Here is an 18,700-nt window from a genome sequence, read left to right as displayed (position 1 = left end):
ATTTCCACGCGGTGTAACAATGACGAGCGCGGTTCGTCTATGGCGCATACCTGTAAAAATAAGGATGCTCGCCATGACGCTTCTCCAGACCGCTACTGACACGGTCACTCGCCCACACAAGGGACTAGGGCGCCTGCTGACACCGCTCTCTGGTCTGCCGCCACTGTTGATTCGGCTCTATCTGGTACCAATATTTTGGATGGCAGGCAGCAATAAGTACCGCCATTTCGACGACACCGTCGCCTGGTTTGGCAACCCCGAGTGGGGCCTGGGGCTGCCCATGCCAACACTGATGGCAGGCTTGGCTACTGCCACTGAACTGGCGGGTGCCGCACTGCTGCTCGTTGGCCTCGCCACACGCTGGATAGCGGTGCCGCTCGCCGTTACCATGCTGGTGGCCGCCACCACCGTGCACTGGTCCTTTGGCTGGCAGGCGATCGCCGATGCGAGTGCCCCCTTTGCAAATGCCCGTGTTGACGCCGCAGCGGAAAAACTGGAGGCGGCAAAATCCATTCTCCAGGAACACGGCCACTACGATTGGCTGACGGAGAGCGGCAACTTCGTGATCCTCAACAACGGCATCGAGTTCGCAGCCACTTATTTCATTATGTTACTGGCCCTGATCAAAATGGGCGGAGGGCGCTACGTGAGTATCGATGACGGCCTCCACCGTTATGTGACGCGACAACGCCGCTAAAGATGTCAGCAATTTTACCGCCAAGCATTGCCGTCGGGTCGCGTTATCAGGGACACTACGGCCTACGTTTAGCTACAAAACGAAGGCCACTACGCGTGTCACAAGCAACGCAAGACGACGCCCTGCTCGAACGCCTGCAAAGCGGCGACAACGCCGCATTCAGGGACCTTATTGTTCGCTACAATCAGCGCCTGCTCATTGTGGCCCGCGCCATTATTGGTGATGTCTTTGCCGAGGATGTGGTACAGGAAGCCTGGACCTCAATATTCAGGGCGATAAACCGCTTCGAAGGACGTTCTGCACTATCGACCTGGATGATTCAGATCGTCAGTAACGAGGCCAAATCGCGACTTCGCAAGGAGAAGCGCCATATGAATGTGGCCGATACCGAGCAGCTTCCTGCGGCGCTCGCAGAGAACCGTTTCGCCGCCGATGGCCACTGGCAAATCCCGCCCGCTCATTGGGAGCTGGGCTCACCGGAGCGCCTGTTAGAGGAAGACCAGTTGCGCTGTTGTATCGAGCACACACTAACCTTGCTACCGGAGAACCAAAAAGCAGTGTTTATGCTGCGTGATTTAGAGCAAATGCCACTGAGTGATATTGCCGAACAATTGCTGCTAAGCGAAAGCAATGTACGCGTATTACTTCACCGGGCGCGATTCAAACTGCTAGATGTTGTCGACCACTTTCAGGAGACGGGGGAATGCTAAGCTGCAAGGAAGTAAGCCATTTGGCCAGTGAGCACCTCGATAACCCGCCGCGCGGCTGGGCCGGCCTGCAATTTAAAATGCACCTGATGATTTGCGGCCCCTGTCGGCGCTTTCGGCAGCATTTAGTAACAAGCCGGGACACCGCAGCGAGGTTAGCCCGTCAACTCTGGCAAGAGAATGACGACACCGCTACCCGCATTCTCGACAAAATCGACGAGTCAGCGGGCAAAAAGTGAACGGATTATAGCAGCGGGAATTCAACGCGGAACTCGCTGCCGCTCTCACCATCACTGATAACGCTGACACGGCCACCATATTCACTAACGAGACGGCGAATAGAAGCCAGACCGACGCCCTCACCCTCCGAATGAAATTGCTCGAAGAGAGCAAAGACACGCTTCTGCTGGGCGGCGGGAATCCCGCGACCGTTATCTCTTACAAACAGCGCGAGGCCACCCGTAGTAGGGTCGGGTAAACGACCAATATCCACCCGCAATGGGCGTTGGCCACTGAAGCGTTTGGCGTTGCGCAGTAGCTCTCTGACAACCAGGGTCATCGTTCCACCCGGCAGCACGGCGCGACCCAACCCAGGCGGCTGAATGCTCACAACATCGGCCATAGCCTCGTCGTCGATAATTCGCGATACCAAGCTGTCCAGGCTCAATTCCTCAACGGGCTCATTCATAGGCAGCTGGCTATAGCGCTGCAAGCCGGCATTTAAGCGCGACGCCTGGTTGCTCGCCTCACGGACTTTGCTTAACCACTGCCGGGCTTCCTCGCTCAGCTCCTGGCCAGCGCGCTCCTGCAAGCGCTTGCTGTATACATCGATAACTCTCAAAGGCTCGACAAAACCCTCGGTAGTAGCCCGCGAAAACTCTTCCAGCGCAGTATTGCTATCGCTGAGCGACTCATTGGTCTTTTCGAGAAGGGTTTTATTCAACCGCGCTTCAGCGAGTTCTTCGGTGCGCTGTGTAACGAGACTCTTTAAGTCCTCCGACAATCGCTCCACTTCTTCCTGTTTACGGCGGTTCTCAGCAATTTCATTCTGCAACTGACTATTCAGTTCGACCAACTGTGCATTACTCGGCAACGCCAAGGCTTTGGGGATCAGGGGCCACACCATTGTTGCCGTGCCGACAGAGGCGATGGCCGTTATCGCCTTTATAGTGCCGCTCAACCAATAAGCGCCGTACCAAACATTCAGAATATTCACTAGGTGCGTGGCGCCACAGGCAAAAATAAACACCGCGAACATCAAGAACATGTAGTTAAACTTGAGATCTTCACGTCGCTTGACGAGCACAATCAACGCAATGGGGATCGTGAAGTAAGACAGGGTAATTAATGTGTCGCTAAGAACGTGCAGAAACACCAGCTGTTCATTCCAAAGGTAGCAGTGACCATGGGGTGGCATTTCCGGCCCCAGGATGCTGCGCCAGAACTCATTCATGACTTGCCGCCTCGCTGTGGTAATGCGCTGAGTGTAGCCGTTTTACGCAAAATTACATTGTCAGCAAGCACACCGTCTAGGGTTATTGGGTAATCTACCTACCTTTGGTGGGATGGCTGCTATCGCCAGAGGGGTGACGAGCGGTGACGCACTCATAACACTGCTGGATATCGACCATATCCGCTTCCATATCGCCAGTGAGCACACACGGCGACGCGAAGCCAACCCTTTTTTCCGCGTAATCAAGATACACCGGCACAATGGGCACACCAGCCCCTGCGGCAATGTGGTAGAAGCCACCCTTCCAGCGCTCTACTGCCTTGCGCGTACCCTCCGGGGCAATAATTAGCACCATGTCATCGGTATTGTGAAATTGCTCAACCATATGCTCAACGAAGTTATGTCGACTTGTGCGCTCTACGGCGATACCCCCCAACCAACGCAGCAAACTCCCAAGCGGGCCGAGAAATAAGCTGTGTTTGCCCATAAAACGCACCTGCCGCCCCAGCGCGGCGCCAAGCGCTACCATCAAGAAAAAATCCCAATTACTGGTATGCGGCGCAACAACCATCACATATTTGCGCGGCGCCGGCGCAGGCATCTGAAAACGCCACCCTCGCAGCCGAAACACGCCACCGACCAAGCAGTGAATAGCTGCTAAAACCCGGGGATAACTGCACACCGTTTTACGCTGCGCTATCTCAGAAACATAGGAAGTCATGAGCCGCTCTACATCGTTATTGTTATTTGTCGGTCATTGCCGACGCTCAGAATCATACACAAGAATCTACGCCGGCGCTTGCCGCCCTGAGCTGCCCCCGCTATCCTCGCCAAAACACCATACTACGCGGCCTAGCTGTCGCGCCGCGACACCGGAGCCCAAAGTGAGCCGACTTTTTAAGCTACTGCTTATCCCCTGCTACCTGTACAGCTGCATTGCCATCGCACAGCACTCGAAACCCGTGGACCTGCGCGCACTGGACAACAATCCGGCTGACGCACAGTACAGTCGCGATTCAAAAGAAACCCTGCTCTACAGTTACGGCGAGATCTACTTCGACGACAGGGACGACCTGCTGGACAAAGCACTGGAAGTAAAAGAAGAAGGCGAAAACCTCGAAGCAAGGTCGCGAGGCCTGTTATTGATTCCGGGTGACGAACAAGATTTAGTCGACGCGCTCGAAGCCTTGGATGGCGCCACCACCAGCCTGCGCAGCCGCGGTGCGATTATTCTGGCAACATCAAGTGATAGTCCGTTTCACTACCGGGTGGGCAGCGAGCTGCGCGGCACTGCGCGCTTTTACTATGACGAGGGCGATGAAAATCGCCTGCGCTTTGCCGGAATAACCGGCCTGTTTGGCGGCCCTGACCTAGAATCCTACATGGATATCTCCGCCGTGCTTGAAAACCACGCAGGCATTAATTATCACTTCCGCTTAGACGCACTGCCGAATACTGAGTTTGGAATTTTGGGCAAGGTACAGGTCATCAGCTTGCTGGAGCGTCGCATCGATTACGATGACTACGAAAAGAATAAAGTGTTCGACTGGGACACCGACATTAAGAACCGCGTGCAAATCAATGCCGACCTCGGCATGCGGCATACCATTGGCCATGTCGGCCTGCACCTATTAGTAAAAGACTTGTATACCGAATCCTTGCGCGGGGCCAGCGGTGATATCTACCGACAACGCAGTCGGGTGATCGCCGGGATCGACTATCGACGCGCCTGGGGAGATGTGCAGATTCGGGGTGACCTCGTGCCAAGGGCACGCTTTGGCGAGGCACCACAGCGTCGCGACGTCAACCTCTCGGCGAGCTTGAACGTTACCCGCCGATTTGCCCTCGTTATGGGTTACAACTACGCCGAGCACCGCTACGAGCGGGATACCGGCAACGCCGGCATCCGATATACCCTCGGCCGCTCGCTGAGGGCGGAGATCAGCATGACGGCAGCAGGCAAACGCGAGCTTGGCGGCCATGCGTCACTGCAACTGCCACTCTAAGCCTGATCACCCTGTTTTCAGGGCGAAGGCTACCTCTAGGCAGCGGCGCTGCTAGGTGCCGCATTTTCGTCAGTAAGCTCCCGCTTGGCAGGAATGTGGCTCATGGCATGCTCGGTCAAGGCAGTGATGGTAAGCGAGGGGTTTACACCCAGGTTCGCGCCCAGCATGGAACCGTCACAGATATACATGTTTTGGTAGCCGAACACTCGGTTGCGATAGTCAATCACCCCCTCGTCAGCAGAGCGCCCCATCGCCGCACCGCCCATACAGTGCGCGGTGGCAGGAATATTAAAGAGCACCTCTGTAAGTAAACTGCCCGCCATTCCACCCAGCTTTTCCGCCGCCCGCTGGGCAAAATCGCTAGCCTGAGGAATATAAGTGGGAATGCGTTCGCCATGACTGAGCATTTTTTTGCTAAAGGGCCAGTACCAAGGGCGCCGGTAGCGCATATCGATATGCCCTTCCAGGGTTTGCATGCACAGAAAAATGATCGTTTGCGAGGCCATACCAAAGGGAATCAGCATGCGAATCCCCTGCAGGGGACGGGTTAGCAGAAGCTTGAGTACGGTTTTGATCCACACAGCGATACGCGTGGCGCTTGTATCGCCTCGCGTCATTGCCGTAACCAGCATGCCCATCGCGTCGGACCCTTTAGGGTAGCGCGTTGCTTCGATATGCGTGTGCTCATCCAGATACACCCCCGAGCCAATCGCAATGCCCTTATCCATTTCCGGATTGCCCGGCACACGAACACCAATCAACGACTCTGCATTGGTCCGTACCCGGCGACCCAATTGCGACGAAATATTTGGCAGCGACCCTTCGTCGCGCAGCTTGAACAACAAGTCTTGAGTGCCCAGTGACGAGGCAGCAAACACAACCGAGCGCACTCGCCAGCGGCGGACATTTTTGCGCCACAAAGAGGTACTGCTTATCGCCGTGACCTCATAGCCCTCCGAGCCTTGGGCATCGCCGAGTGGTCGCACATCAACGACCTTGCTCTCGGCAAATACTTTTGCGCCCTGCTTTTCTGCGAAATAGAGGTAGTTCTTATCTAGGCTATTCTTGGCATTGTGCCGACAACCCACCATGCAACCGCCACAGGCGATACAGCTGTTACGTGCCGGACCATCGCCACCAAAGTAAGGGTCGTCATAGCGGGTGCCCGGCTCATCCTCTTCGTTGCCAAAAAACACGCCCACCTGCGTTCGGTAGAACGTGTCACCACACCCCCAGTCGTCAGCAACCTCTTTCAGCGCGTGATCCGCGGGCCCAAGAATGCGATTTTCTGTAACCCCTAACATCGCCCTGGCAGAGTCGTAGTGACGGGGCATAACCTGCTTCCAGTTAGTCAGGCCCGCCCAGCTGCCGTCATCCCACACCGTTTCCTTGGGCACCAACAGCGTGTTGGCATAAGTCACCGACCCGCCGCCAACGGCGTTGCCCTGTAAGATCAACACATGCCGGAACCAGCGAATATTGAAGAAGCCTTTTAAGCCAAGCAGGGGGCGCCACAGCCAACGCCAAAAACGCCAGTTGCTGGCGGGCAGGCTGTCGGCATTCCAACGCTTCCCCGACTCAACCACGGCGACCGAATAACCCTTCTGCGTAAGCCGGTGAGCCGAAACGGAACCGCCGAAACCCGACCCCACTACCAAATAATCAAAATCGTAGTCTTGTTGTTTGCTCATTGTTCACTCAGCGCCGCTGCGCCGCTCTTTGGTAAAAGACTCTCAATCAGAACCGATGCCATTCTGACAATGCATGTTGTCACTTTACATTTGACAACGCGCCATGTCAAAATTTTACCCATGACAAATTCAAGCCCCGCACGCCGCCGTTCTTATCGCGGCCAAAGCCCCGACGCGCGACGCGCTGAACGCCGCCAGCTTCTTCTGCAAGCGGCACTGGAAGTGGTGTCTTCTCAGGGATACAGCAACGCAACCGTTCGCAGTCTGTGTGCGTCGGCGGGGTTAACAGAGCGTTATTTCTACGAGTCGTTTGCAAACCGCGAGGCGCTGCTTGGCGAGCTGTATCAACAGCAAACCGCCCTGCTTCGCGACGCGATGTTGGACGCCATTGCCGCTCCCGGCTTATCGACTGAGCAAACCATGCGCACCGGGTTAAGTGCGTTTTTTGAGACCCTGGAGAAGCAACCGGAGCTGGCGCGGGTCATCCTGTTTGAGATCTTTGGCGTGAGCAAAGCGATGGATACGCTCTACTATCAAGCGATGGAAGAGTTCGCCGAATTGATCGGTGAGCTTGCACAGGTGCTGGGTATTGCCGAGTTCAGCAAACCCGCCAATGACAGTATGATCTATGCAGGGCTGGTGGGCGCCGTGGTGCAAATGGCGCGGCGCTGGGTGTTAAATGGCTATCACGAAAGCCGCGAGTCGTTAATAGAAAGCAGCGTGCTGCTGTTCACCGCCGTATCGGCACATCACCAGCGTCAATCAACCAGCAGCTGATCACTCAATGCATCCAACTGTCGGCTCGCTTCTCGCCAGCCCGGCATGGCCGCATCCATCAGCGCGTAAAAAGCGCTACTGTGGTTCATCTCGCGGATGTGGCACAGCTCATGAACAATGACCATATCAATGCACAGTGGCGGCGCCTTCATCAGACGGGTATTCAAGCAAATACCGCGCCTTGAGCAGCTCCCCCAGCGCGAACGCATTGCCCTGACACGCAGCGGCGGCAGCGCCTGCGGCCACGGCAAGCTCGCTGACAGATGCGCTAGGCGAGTAGCAAAATAGTCGCGGCTGCGCTCGCTTAACCAGCGTAAAAACAAGTGGCGAATATTTTCCGGACTTCGATCTCTGGCTTTGATAACCAGCAAACGCCGCTCGGGAAAACTGCTCGTGCCACGCCCCGGCTCAACGCGCAATTGCCAACGCTCACCCAGATAAGAAAAATAGTCGCCACAGCGATATTGAGGGGCCGGCGCCGCGGGCACAGCCTGCTCAATACACGATCTCAGCCACTGGCCGTGACGGCGAAGCATGGCATCAATCTCACGCTGGGGAGTATGTTGCGGCACGCGAACTTCAACATCGCCGCTCGGGGAGACGCGCAACGCCAGGCGCCTGCGGCGCTGCGGCTGGCGACGCACCACGTAGCGCACCGACAAGCCCTCTAGCTCGAAGTGCCCCTGCTCAGTTGCTGGAGGAGTCACGCGAACCCGTCAACGCTGGATCTTGTGCAACGGGAAATTCGCAACAGAAAACCGCCCCGCCACCCGGGTTAGCCTCATAGGCGATATCGCCGCCATGGCCCTGCATAATCGTCTGGGACACTGACAGACCAATCCCCATCCCTCCCTCTTTGGACGTGACGAAGGGGCTGAACAACTGCTCTTCCACTTCCTTTGCGAGACCGAGACCAAAATCACGAACGCGAAAGCCAACTCGACCGTTGGCGAAAAACGTACTCACCTCAACGGGCCTGGCGCTTTGCGCTGCGGCTGTCGACTCCATCGCATTGCGGATCAGGTTCAGGGCGACTTGCTGAATTTGCACTTCGTCGCCATAAACCGTCGGCAGGTCATTGGCGCCCATAAACACTACGCGAGTGCGGTTGACCTTCGAATCCACCTCTGCCAGCGCCAACACGTCTTCCAGTAATTCATTCAGAGACAGCGTCGCCTTCGCCCCCGAGGGCTTTTTCACGTAGCTGCGCATTCGCTGAATCACTGCCGACGCGCGCTCGGCCTGCACGCCGATTTTAGTCAGCACATCGTCCAGCTTACTGCGCTGCGCCTCGGGTAAATCCGCCAGCAGGCGCTGGGCAACGCGGGCGTAATTACTCACTGCGGTAAGTGGCTGATTGACCTCGTGGGCGATACCCGCTGCCATTTCGCCTCCGGTGCTCAAACGCTCAATATGCGCCAGGTGCTGACGCTGGTGGTCTACCTCGTTCCTCGCCGCCTCCAGAGCCTGTTGATTCGCCAGCCACTCGCCAATATCGCGCAATACCAGCACTGCCCCACCCTCTGCGCTAGCGCTACCGCTCAACGCCACTTGCACCAGCTCGCCGTCCTTGCCGGTTAGCTCAACGTGGTTCTTGCGCAAGCTCACACCGGCTTCGCAGAGCAGCGACAAGGCTTGGTTTAAGCCGTCGTCGCCGGGGAACAGTTTCAGTGCCAGCAGCGGCTCGCCCAGCGCATCAGCCTGCGGCCAACCGGTGAGCTCTGCGGCGCGCGCGTTCATCGAGGAAACCCTTCCGGCGCTGTCGAGGCCAAAAATCCCCTCATCCACGGCGTTGAGAATGCGCTGATTCTCATCTTCCAGTTCGCTATTCCGCTTGGCGAGCGCTCGCTCCAGGCGCTGCAATTTGATGTGCGTGCGCACCCTTGCGAGTACTTCATCGGCCTGGAAGGGTTTGGCGATATAGTCGACACCACCAATGGCCAGGCCGTGTACTTTGGACTGACTATCGGTCAATGCCGAGAGGAAAATAACGACGATATCTTCGGTTTCGGGGTCCGCTTTTAAGCGCTCACAAACCTCAAAGCCGTCGACCCCCGGCATCATGACATCCAGCAGTATCAGCGCGGGCTTGGCGCGCTTTGCCGTGTAGAGCGCTGACTCACCGTCGCGCGCGGCCAACAGCCGGTAGCCACTGCCTTCAAGCGTCTTAAACAATACCTGGAGATTGGTGGGATTGTCGTCGACGAGCAGTATCTGCTCTCCGCCGCGATCAGGTGCCATCGACGGCGGCTCCTTCATTTACTGACTTGAACAATTGCCCTAAGCGCTCAAAGTCGAATTCACGCAGGAGGCGCTCGGCCTCTTCACTCAATTCGCGCTGCTCTGGATGACGCTTACGCAGCACCTCAAGCAGTTCTCGCAAGCCGGTGACATCACCGAGGTCTACGGCGTGGGCTAATTTTTCCAGCAATTCCTCGGGCAGCGGCACGTCCTCAGACGCTGATGCGTTCGGATAAACATCGATATATCCCGCTTTTAACGCCGCCGGCGCAACGCTCGCCACCGGTGAGTCGTCTGGCACGGCGGTATCGCAAAATCGCGCCATTACCTTGTACAGGTCCGCCATGCTAATCGGTTTGGGAAGGAAATCATCACAGCCGAAGGAGCGCGCTTCTTCCACCATTCCCTCGTCGGTGGTGGCCGATGCCATAATAATGGCAACATCGTGCTTCATTTCCTGCTTAATGATCCGCGTTGCTTCCATGCCGTCCATTTCCGGCATTCGCAAATCCATCAAAATAACGGCGGCGTCGCGCTCCTTCAAACGCTCTATCACCTCAAGTCCGTTCGCCGCTTCTCGAACGTCGTCGGTAATATCTTCCAACATGCCCAGCAATACCTGGCGATTCACCGCCACGTCGTCGGCAACAATCACCGCAGGATTACCCGATATTTCGGCTTCTTCAGCGACGGGCTCCGGCGTTTCGGGCGCATCTAATAACGGCGAGCTTTGCTCTGACACGGGCATTAGCGGGATGTGGAAGTAGAAACAGCTGCCAACACCTTCCTCGCTGCGCACATTCAAACTGCCACCCATCGCCTCTACCAAGCGCCGACAGATCGACAGGCCAAGCCCCGTTCCCTTACCGTCTTGAGGATTCACTTGGCGGAAGGGCTCAAAAACATCTCGCAGCTTGTCGGCGGGAATACCAATACCGGAGTCGCGAACCTCAAACTGCAAGCTATCATCAACTTCGTTAACGCCAACCTTCAGGCCCACCTGTCCACTGTTGGTGAACTTGACGGCGTTATCGAGCAGGTTAACCAATACCTGCCGCAGCTTTACGGCGTCGAATTGCAGCTTGCGCTCTACATCGTCGGCAACCTCAATGATGAACTCCAGGCCTTTCGACTTCGCGCGATGGCCGACAATGTCGCCAACACTGGCGATAACATCATCGAGGTCATTCGCTTCGCATACGATATTGATATTGCCACTTTCAATTTTTGCCAGATCGAGCACATCGTTAATCAAGTTCAACAAGTGCTTGCCGCAGCTTTCGATCGCGCGTAAATACTCTTTGCTGTCTGGCGGGAAGCCCTGCTCTTTTTGCAATAATTGCGCGTAGCCCAGTACGCCATTAAGCGGTGTGCGCAGCTCGTGGCTCACACTTGAAAGGAACTGGCTCTTTGCATGGAGCGCATCTTCGGCGGCGATACGCGCATCCACCAAATCCTGCTCCATACGCTTGCGCTCGGTGATATCGGTCATGATCCCCATCGCGCGCAGGGGCTGATCATGCTCGTCGTTTTCTACAACGTCGCCGCGACTGTATATCCAGTGGTAATTCCCGTCGCTGTCGCGAACCCGAAACTCGACGCTATTCCCGGTTGCCAAACCCAACCAACTATCAACGGCAGAGGCGATAATCTGCAGATCATCCGGGTAGGCAATTTCTTTGAATGCCGCCACGGCATAGGGCTTGCTCGGTGGGGTGTAGCCCAGCGAGCGAAAGAAGCTGGCACCCACAGTCACTAAGCCAGTGCTTAGGTCGAGATCCCAGAGGTGGTTTTGGGCGGCATCCAAGGCTAATTGGAAGCGCCGTTCACTCAGTTTAAGCGCGCGCTCCGTTTGGGTGCGCTTCTCGACCATGAAGTTGGCATCTTCCGCCAAGTGTTGAAACTCGGCAAACGGCAGCCGCTCCACGTCGATAAATGTTGAACGCTTGCTGGCGTCGGCAAAAAACTGCTGAAAGATGTTGAAGCCGTGCGCACTGCGCCGAGCCAACCAGCGCGCCGCGATCATCGAGAACAACATCAGGCCAAAGGCGATGACCAAGATGAATAAAATATGTTCTTCTACACGGCTCTGCAGGGCGGAGCGCTCAGCCAACAGTTTGGCATTGAGCTCGTCCAAAAACACTGCCGAGCCCAGGGTCCAGCCCCAGGGCTGGTAGCGACGGATATAGGAAACCACCGGCTGCTGGCCGCCTTCCCGGTTTCGCCAACTTAGCTCGGTAAACAAGCTGTTGTTTTCGGCGTCCAAACCTTGGGTGGCGGCAAGCACATCGGGCATTGGCTGGCCCACTGCTTCGGGGTCATAGCCATTGACCAACTGCCGCCCATCGCCGTCCACCATAAACAGGATTGAGTTTTCGGTATCGACGGGCACAGCGGCTATACGCTCAACAACTTCTTTCTGTACGCGCGCAATCTCGTCATGTAGGTAAACACTCGCCCCCATGTACAAGCCAAGCGGCTCGAAGTAGTACACAAAGCTGAAGTTGCGCTCACTGGTGCCAGGGCGACTACCGTCAGTGACTCGGTATTCTACAAAGTCGTAATTTTTCTTTTGTGTGACCGAGCGTATCTGTTCGGCAAAGGCGTTAAGTACCTTGCCGTCGCTCAGGCGTTTATCACCAGCGGGATGCATGGGCGGCAAAATTGCCCGCCCGGCGGAATCGAAAAGAAAGAAAAAGCCGTTGTTGTCGTGAAAGCTGAGCGAGCTCATTGTGGTGCGCAAGCGGCTCAGCTGCTCCTTGCGGCTCTCACCCACATATTCCTTGCGCGTGTTCTCTATGAGCGACAGGCCAATGGCCACTTGGTGGCGCAGGTCGTTGTAAAGCTGACGGTTGAGCTGAGTGCGTCTAAATTCTAAGTATTCAACGGCCTTGTCGACCTCGCGACGCAGCAGTTCACGGCGTGACTCGATATAACTGTCGCGCCAATCCTCACTCTGCTGAGTGTAGCGTTCGTACTCTTTGGCGATCCAGATGTAACCCAGCACAGCCAGCGGAATTGCCGACAAGGCAACCAGGCTGAGGAGGTATATCTGAACTAAACTGCGCTTCGATTTCATGCGCACCCTTTCTTCTTCATATTGGTGGCCCGAAGGCATATAAACCAGAAGCTTATCGGCTCAGATCGCGCTTCGCCAGTATCGCAGTGAGGAATTTCTGCATGAAGCTGGCAAAACCCCATAGATTTCGGCTAATCTGGGCAACAGACGCCTGACAAAGCAAGGACGGGATAATGACAAAAGAAGCAACTGTCTACTTGGTTGAAGACGATGACGCTGTTCGCGACTCACTGCAAATGGTCTTGGAATCGGTAGGCTACCACGTTGCCGCGTACTCTCGCGCAGATGCCTTTTTAGAGGACTTCTCCACTGATATGGCCGGCTGTATGGTACTGGATATCCGTATGCCCGGCATGAACGGCATGGAGCTTCAACGCCAGCTGAACATGCGAAACTCCATTCTGCCGATTATCTTCGTTACCGGCCACGGCGATGTTCCGATGGCCGTTGAAGCCATGCAGCGCGGCGCTGTTGACTTCGTACAAAAGCCCTACCGAGAGGAAGAGCTGCTGGGCAAGATTCAGCAGGCGATCGCTGCGGACGCTGAAAACCGCGCCGACCTGGAAGAAAAGCACAAGATTATTGAGCGTCTCGCCGAGTTAACCCCGCGCGAGAAACAGGTCATGGAGCTAATGATTGAAGGCAAGGCCAATAAGGTCATTGCCTATGACCTGGATATCAGCCAACGCACCGTGGAAATTCACCGCGCCCGGGTGATGGAAAAAATGGGCGTGCGCTCACTGGCTCACTTGGTGCGCATGGTAATGGCAGCCGAAGACAACAACAGCGCAAACTAAGCCCCCCTCTGCGCGCCGGAGCGATGAGTTATCGCGTCGGCGCGTCACCGCCATTACTTAATAAGCTGTCGATATGTCGCAGCGCCGCCAGCAGCTCGGTCACAGGCAGATTCTGGCCGCGATAAAACTCCTCCGCCATTGGCGAAATATTACACGCCCCCGGCAGGCTCTGCTTCTGCTCAGCAAGAAAGCGCATTCGCGGAATAAAGATAAACTGCAACCACTGGTTGAACGACAAGGTATCCACGGCAAAGGGTTGCTCGCTGCGCAGAGCCTGCTCAGATGGCCGCTGGCTTTCCCAGTGCCCGATGCGACGCAGCTCAGCTTCAATATCAATCAGCGTTGCGGAAACGCGGTAATACAAACTCACAACTTTACTCTATCACTTGTTGGTAGGGCGGCATTGAGTCGAGCATTTTGCGGCCGTACTGACGGGTGACTATACGCCGGTCCAGAATGCTGATTTTTCCCCGATCAGACTCACTGCGCAGCAAGCGCCCACTGGCCTGAATAAGGCGAACCGCCGCATCCGGCACGGTAATTTCCATAAAGGGGTTGCCGTTATTGGCGCTTATCCACTCTGCCAGCGCCTCTTCTACTGGATCTTCTGGCACGGCAAAGGGAATTTTCGCGATCACCACATGGGAGCAGTATTTACCCGGCAAATCGACCCCTTCTGCGAAACTGGCCAAGCCAAAAATAACGCTACCCTTTCCGGCGTCCAGACGCTCGCGATGCTGCCGCAAAATATCATGCTTAGGCAATTCACCCTGCGCCAGTATCAAGCTGCGCAGCGACAAGGGCACTCCCTCATAGACCGCATTAAGCTGTTTTCGCGACGCGAACAGCACCAGGCTTCCCGCCGCCTTGTCCAGCAGCTGCGGCAGCATCTCAATTAATGCGTCGGTATGCGCTTGGGCATCGCCGGCATCGCAGTTCATCGCAGGCACATGTAATTGCCCCGCATCGGCGTGATTGAAAGGGCTGGGTACCACCTCAAAGCTGGCATCTTCGTATAAGCCAGCGCGCATACTAAAGCGCTTAAAACTGCCGAGCGCCGTAAGCGTAGCCGACGTCAATACCGCGCCATAACATCGCGACCACAGTGACGACTGAAGGGTCTTTGCCGCCAAAATAGGGCTGCTGTTAAGCTCCATATCCTTGAGCCCCTGACCGGCATCAACCAGAATCAGCCAGCGGGCAATAGGCGGCTTTTCCGTGCGGCTATCGCTGGCGTAGGACTGCCACAGGGCCAGCATATTCTGGCAGCGAAAGCGCATCGCCGACACATCCCCCAACCACTGTTCCAACTCGTCGCGGCGCTGCTCTAATGTGCCCTTATCCAAACCGTCCTGGAGGGTGTCGCTCATGGCCTCGCAATGCTGCACCAGTGCAGCAAAGGCAACGCGCAACTCGCGCGCTCGCTCAGCCAGTCGCTCGGGCACCCTGCCCTCTTCAAAGCGCAGCTGCTTATTGCCCTGCCGCTCAACGGCCCCCTCGAGCAATTCCACCAATATCGGCCTGAGCGGGTTCAGCGCCTCTCGCGCGGCAACGAGCAGGTTCAATAGAGAGTCAAACTGACCCCTGAGTGACTTTTGCATGGCCGGTATGGCCAGAATAGGCGCAATACTGCGCTCCGCTTGTTCCAGCCATCGCTCACTGGCGCCGAGGCGAAAGTTCGCACTGAAATGATTAATGACTTTATCGGGAAGGTGATGGGCTTCGTCGAAAATATAAATGCACTCTTCCGGCGGCGGCAGTATTGCGCCGCCACCCAACGCTAAGTCGGCCAGCACGAGGTCGTGGTTTGCCACAACCACCTCGGCTTGAGCCATCGACTCCCGCGCTTTAAAGAAGCTGCACTGCTTCACATGACTACAACGCCGACCACTGCACTGCGCGTGGTCGGTAGTGACGCGCTGCCACTGCTCCTCCGGCAATACACTGTCCCAGTTATCGCGATCACCGTCCCACTGACCACTCGCCAAGGTATCGGCAAAACGCGTATACAACGCCAGAGCGCTGTTATCCGGCGCGGCGCTGCGCTCATCAGGATAAAGCGGTAGGGTCGCGGCATCGCCACCACTGAGAATTTGGTCAAGTTTAGAGAGACACAAATAACGGCGGCGCCCTTTGGACAAACTCAAAGTGAAAGACAGGCCGCTGTGCTGAAGAATATCCGGCAAGTCTCGCTGCAGAATCTGCTCCTGCAAAGCCACTGTCGCGGTGGCAATCACCAGTGTTTTGTCGCATTCCCGCGCAATGGGTATCGCCGCCAACGCATAAGCCAGGGTCTTGCCCGTGCCCGTGCCAGCTTCCACCACACACAGGTGGTCCCCGCCGCTGCGCTTGTGGTCTTGATTGCGCTTTATTCCACCCAGCACTCGCGCAATATGGGCAATCATTAAGCGCTGGCCGAGGCGCGGCCGCAGCGATTTGCTGTCAAGAAACTGGCGGTACGCGCCCTGAATCTGCTGTTTTAGCGCATCACTCAGCACTATTGGCTCCCGACAACCTCACGCAGAGGTACTCTCTTGTAAAGCCAATTGGTTAATCAGCGGTCGTGCATAGATCTCTAGCGCCTTGCGCCGATAGTCGGGCGGCATATTGGCGAAGTGCTCGTCAAAGTGCGCCACCTCGGCGGCGGGCACATCCGCCGTGGTCACTGAGCGCCAGCGTTCGTCGTTAAACAAGCGTATGTACGCCAACAGGTTGCTACCGTGTAACCGGTAGTTGCCGATGATTTGGGCATCGATGGCCTGGGCAAGCTCGCTGGCATCGCTGTAGTCGCCACTCATCGGCGTACCGAAATGCACATGCACATGCCCCTTTTGCCCAACAATTCCCGTCGCGATGCTTTTCAGGTCCTCGTGCTCGGCCTTTTCATAGCTGCCATCCACTTCTATCTGGGCCAGCTCATGAGCTTTGGCTGCATCCAGCGGGTCCCATTCATAGCTGATGCTCACCGGCACAATATTCATCGCCGCAATAAATTCGGCGAAGCTCTCGTCGGCTTTACGCTGCGACATACCGATCATCTTTAGCAGCGCAACTTCAGTCGCATCGTTGCCGTCTTTTGCGCGTCCCTCCCGCTGAGCGATCCATATCGACGAGCGCTCTTGATGCAGAGAATGGCGAATGTAGCTGGACAGCTTCTTAAATGCGGCCAGCATCTGCCTTGGCCCCTTGGCACTGCGCTGCACGATGAAACTCTTATTGATACGCATCAAATCGGCAGCAAAAGCCTTGGACAACAAATTATCGCCGATCGCGATACGCACCGTGTCCATGCCATTGGTATGGAGCGCATAGTTCACAAATGCGGGGTCGAGAGCGATATCTCGGTGATTACTGATAAACAGGTAGGCCTTGTCCGCCGAGAGGTTTTCCAGCCCCGATACCGTGAATGCACTGGTGGAACGAGCGATCATGCTATCCATATAGCTTTTCACCCGCTGCTGAAAATCTGCCACAGAAACAACGCGCTTAAACTGCCGGCGCAAAATTGCACTGATCACCGGTCGCAGCAACTTTGGGAACCAACGGCTGGCTCTTGGCATGCGCAGCGCAGCAACGGCGTTGAGTAATTCATCATCAACTAACAGGCGATCCAGCACCTCCCGCACCTCACTGTCGCGGTAGGGCCGAATATCGGCAAATTCATCCATCGTATTCACTCATCGCAGACCTCGGCGGCTGCGTCGTCGCGCCGAAGCAGTATCCCCCATCGGGGGAGAGGTATTATTTGAGGGCAGAATTCTACCTCAATTGCTGAAAAGATGCGCAGCCGCGCCACGACAGTCCTAACGCGACATGAACGCAGCGCAATGACACACCAGAGCATGAAAAGAGCTTCCTATCGGCGCCGAAAGTCGCTTTAATCGGGCACTCTTTCAATAACTAAACAGCGAAGGATAAGCGAATGAGCCTGCAACGTTTCTCTCTGCAAAACCGTCGAGTACTTATTACCGGGGCCTCATCGGGCCTGGGTCACGGCATCGCCAAAGGGCTGGCCGAGGCCGGCGCGGAAATCATTGCCTGTGCCCGCCGCGAAGAGAAACTGCAAGCACTCGTGGAAGAAATTCGCACCGCAGGCGGCGTTGCCCATGCAGTCGCCATGGACGTCGCCGACCGCAGCAGCGTCAATGCCGCCTATGACCGCGCCGAAGCGCTGTCGGGAACGCCTGACATCATCATTAACAACGCCGGTGTTGCCGACCCGAAGAACTTTCTTAAAATTGACGACGCGTCTCGCGACTTCGTTATGGGCACCAACTTCAATGGGGTTTGGAATGTAGCGCAGGAAGGCGCCGCACGCATGGTCGCCGCCGGGCTACAGGGCAGCATTATCAACATCGCCTCGGTACTAGCGATTATGGCGCAGAGTGGCCAAACCACTTACTGCGCGTCAAAAGCGGCAGTCGCCCACCTCACTCAGGCAATGTCACTCGACCTAATGCGTCACGGCATTCGCGTAAACGCCATCGCACCGGGCTGGTTCCTAACCGAAATGAACCAAGACTTCTTCGCCACCGACGCTGGTAAAGCCTATATACAGCGCATGCCTGCAAAACGCCTGGGCAATATCGACGAGCTTGTGGGCCCGGTCATCTTGCTCGCGAGTGAAGCGGGATCCTTCATCAACGGCACCGTGCTACCTGTCGATGGCTCCATTCGCCACAGCGGCTAATGTGCTTTAAATACCGGTATTTTCAAAAATTTGAAACAAAACGCACATAAGGCTTGCAAGCCCCCAAAGCCATCCCTATAATGCGCGACCTGTCTTAGAGAACAAGACAACCAGTCAATTGCGGGGTGGAGCAGTCTGGTAGCTCGTCGGGCTCATAACCCGAAGGTCGTAGGTTCGAATCCTGCCCCCGCTACCAAAAAAGAAAAGGCGAATCATGCACTTAGCAGATTCGCCTTTTTTATCGCCTAAATAAAAGTCTCTCTGTGCCCATTCTGTGCCCACAGTGTGCCCATCACCAAATTTACTCTGCGGCAAGCGCAACGCACTACGACCTTCGGGCACCCTATTCGGCCAAAAGAAATTACTGTAAAACGTCAGGTATGACACTGGCGATACAGCGCACCTAGCGGAGGCAATAATTTTGGAAGAAGAACAGAACATCAAGTTTTCAGAACTGACTCAGGAGATAGCCGCTGGCAACACGTCCGTCAATATCGAAATATATCGACTCGAAGGCCAGCAAGGCTGGTACTTAGAGGTTGTAGATGAGCACGGCAACTCT

General features: G+C 56.0%; 16 protein-coding genes and 1 tRNA gene. 8 read left to right on the top strand and 9 right to left on the bottom strand.

Annotated elements, in window-relative coordinates; all coding sequences use genetic code 11:
* Positions 1-73: 73 nt before the first annotated feature.
* The 3 genes from H573_RS0111240 to H573_RS17900 all read left to right on the top strand — a co-directional run bounded on the left by H573_RS0111240 (position 74) and on the right by H573_RS17900 (position 1,643).
* Positions 74-697: an HvfX family Cu-binding RiPP maturation protein gene (locus tag H573_RS0111240; RefSeq protein WP_027874365.1), complete on the top strand. Its 624-nt coding sequence runs from the start codon at positions 74-76 to the stop codon at positions 695-697.
* 95 nt (positions 698-792) lie between these two features.
* Positions 793-1,407, top strand: coding sequence for a sigma-70 family RNA polymerase sigma factor (locus tag H573_RS0111235; RefSeq protein WP_027874364.1), 615 nt, complete (start codon positions 793-795; stop codon positions 1,405-1,407).
* Positions 1,401-1,643, top strand: coding sequence for an anti-sigma factor family protein (locus H573_RS17900; RefSeq protein ID WP_036256616.1), 243 nt, complete (start codon positions 1,401-1,403; stop codon positions 1,641-1,643). Before H573_RS0111235 ends, H573_RS17900 begins: the two co-directional genes overlap by 7 nt.
* A 5-nt stretch (positions 1,644-1,648) precedes the next feature.
* Here H573_RS17900 and H573_RS0111225 read toward each other — a convergent pair whose 3' ends face one another.
* Complete coding sequence (locus H573_RS0111225) at positions 1,649-2,857, bottom strand: sensor histidine kinase (RefSeq protein WP_027874363.1); 1,209 nt, start codon at positions 2,855-2,857, stop codon at positions 1,649-1,651.
* A gap of 94 nt (positions 2,858-2,951) precedes the next feature.
* On the bottom strand, positions 2,952-3,578 hold the full coding sequence (locus H573_RS17895) for a lysophospholipid acyltransferase family protein (RefSeq protein ID WP_051171222.1): 627 nt from the start codon (positions 3,576-3,578) through the stop codon (positions 2,952-2,954).
* Between the two features lie 163 nt (positions 3,579-3,741).
* Here H573_RS17895 and traF point away from each other — a divergent pair, with 163 nt between their 5' ends.
* Entirely contained in the window at positions 3,742-4,863 is a 1,122-nt protein-coding gene (traF, locus tag H573_RS0111215) for a conjugal transfer protein TraF (RefSeq protein ID WP_027874362.1), read from the top strand.
* A gap of 35 nt (positions 4,864-4,898) precedes the next feature.
* On the opposite strand, the gene H573_RS0111210 is transcribed toward traF, so the two are convergent.
* Positions 4,899-6,554: a GMC oxidoreductase gene (locus H573_RS0111210; RefSeq protein ID WP_027874361.1), complete on the bottom strand. Its 1,656-nt coding sequence runs from the start codon at positions 6,552-6,554 to the stop codon at positions 4,899-4,901.
* Positions 6,555-6,674: 120 nt separating this feature from the next.
* Here H573_RS0111210 and H573_RS0111205 point away from each other — a divergent pair, with 120 nt between their 5' ends.
* Positions 6,675-7,331 (top strand): TetR/AcrR family transcriptional regulator, encoded by a 657-nt coding sequence (locus tag H573_RS0111205; RefSeq protein WP_051171221.1) that lies wholly within the window; start codon positions 6,675-6,677, stop codon positions 7,329-7,331.
* Here H573_RS0111205 and H573_RS0111200 read toward each other — a convergent pair.
* Genes H573_RS0111200 through H573_RS0111190 form a run of 3 tightly spaced genes read right to left on the bottom strand, consistent with a single transcriptional unit; the run spans position 7,313 to position 12,651 of the window.
* Positions 7,313-8,038 (bottom strand): M48 family metallopeptidase, encoded by a 726-nt coding sequence (locus H573_RS0111200; RefSeq protein ID WP_084498030.1) that lies wholly within the window; start codon positions 8,036-8,038, stop codon positions 7,313-7,315. The two genes, H573_RS0111205 and H573_RS0111200, sit on opposite strands and share 19 nt — an antisense overlap.
* Positions 8,019-9,572, bottom strand: coding sequence for an ATP-binding response regulator (locus H573_RS17890; protein WP_036256614.1), 1,554 nt, complete (start codon positions 9,570-9,572; stop codon positions 8,019-8,021). The genes H573_RS0111200 and H573_RS17890 overlap by 20 nt, the downstream gene beginning before the upstream one ends.
* The gene (locus H573_RS0111190) at positions 9,562-12,651 is read right to left on the bottom strand and encodes a cache domain-containing protein (protein ID WP_161624256.1); all 3,090 of its coding nucleotides are present in this window, start codon (positions 12,649-12,651) and stop codon (positions 9,562-9,564) included. The genes H573_RS17890 and H573_RS0111190 overlap by 11 nt, the downstream gene beginning before the upstream one ends.
* A gap of 173 nt (positions 12,652-12,824) precedes the next feature.
* Between H573_RS0111190 and fixJ the strand changes: the two genes are divergently transcribed.
* Positions 12,825-13,448 carry a response regulator FixJ gene (gene fixJ, locus H573_RS0111185; RefSeq protein WP_027874357.1) on the top strand — a complete coding sequence of 208 codons (624 nt, stop codon included), beginning with the start codon at positions 12,825-12,827 and terminating at the stop codon, positions 13,446-13,448.
* Between the two features lie 28 nt (positions 13,449-13,476).
* On the opposite strand, the gene H573_RS0111180 is transcribed toward fixJ, so the two are convergent.
* Genes H573_RS0111180 through H573_RS0111170 form a run of 3 tightly spaced genes read right to left on the bottom strand, consistent with a single transcriptional unit; the run spans position 13,477 to position 17,116 of the window.
* A complete protein-coding gene (locus H573_RS0111180) occupies positions 13,477-13,818 on the bottom strand; it encodes a YqcC family protein (protein WP_027874356.1) in 342 nt (113 codons plus the stop codon).
* A 4-nt stretch (positions 13,819-13,822) separates the two neighbouring features.
* Positions 13,823-15,946: an ATP-dependent DNA helicase DinG gene (gene dinG / locus H573_RS0111175; RefSeq protein ID WP_027874355.1), complete on the bottom strand. Its 2,124-nt coding sequence runs from the start codon at positions 15,944-15,946 to the stop codon at positions 13,823-13,825.
* An 18-nt stretch (positions 15,947-15,964) separates the two neighbouring features.
* Entirely contained in the window at positions 15,965-17,116 is a 1,152-nt protein-coding gene (locus tag H573_RS0111170; RefSeq protein ID WP_027874354.1) for a 1-acyl-sn-glycerol-3-phosphate acyltransferase, read from the bottom strand.
* Positions 17,117-17,370: 254 nt separating this feature from the next.
* On the opposite strand from H573_RS0111170, the gene H573_RS0111165 reads away from it, so the two are divergent.
* Both H573_RS0111165 and H573_RS0111160 read left to right on the top strand, forming a co-directional pair.
* Positions 17,371-18,138, top strand: coding sequence for an SDR family NAD(P)-dependent oxidoreductase (locus tag H573_RS0111165; protein WP_027874353.1), 768 nt, complete (start codon positions 17,371-17,373; stop codon positions 18,136-18,138).
* 119 nt (positions 18,139-18,257) lie between these two features.
* Positions 18,258-18,334, top strand: a tRNA-Met gene (locus H573_RS0111160).
* Positions 18,335-18,700: the final 366 nt, after the last annotated feature.

It is taken from the genome of Neomelitea salexigens DSM 19753 (genome assembly GCF_000422345.1).
In the GTDB taxonomy this organism is placed as follows: Bacteria; Pseudomonadota; Gammaproteobacteria; order Pseudomonadales; family Spongiibacteraceae; genus Spongiibacter; species Spongiibacter marinus_A.
This window is presented reverse-complemented; position numbering and strand designations above follow the sequence as displayed.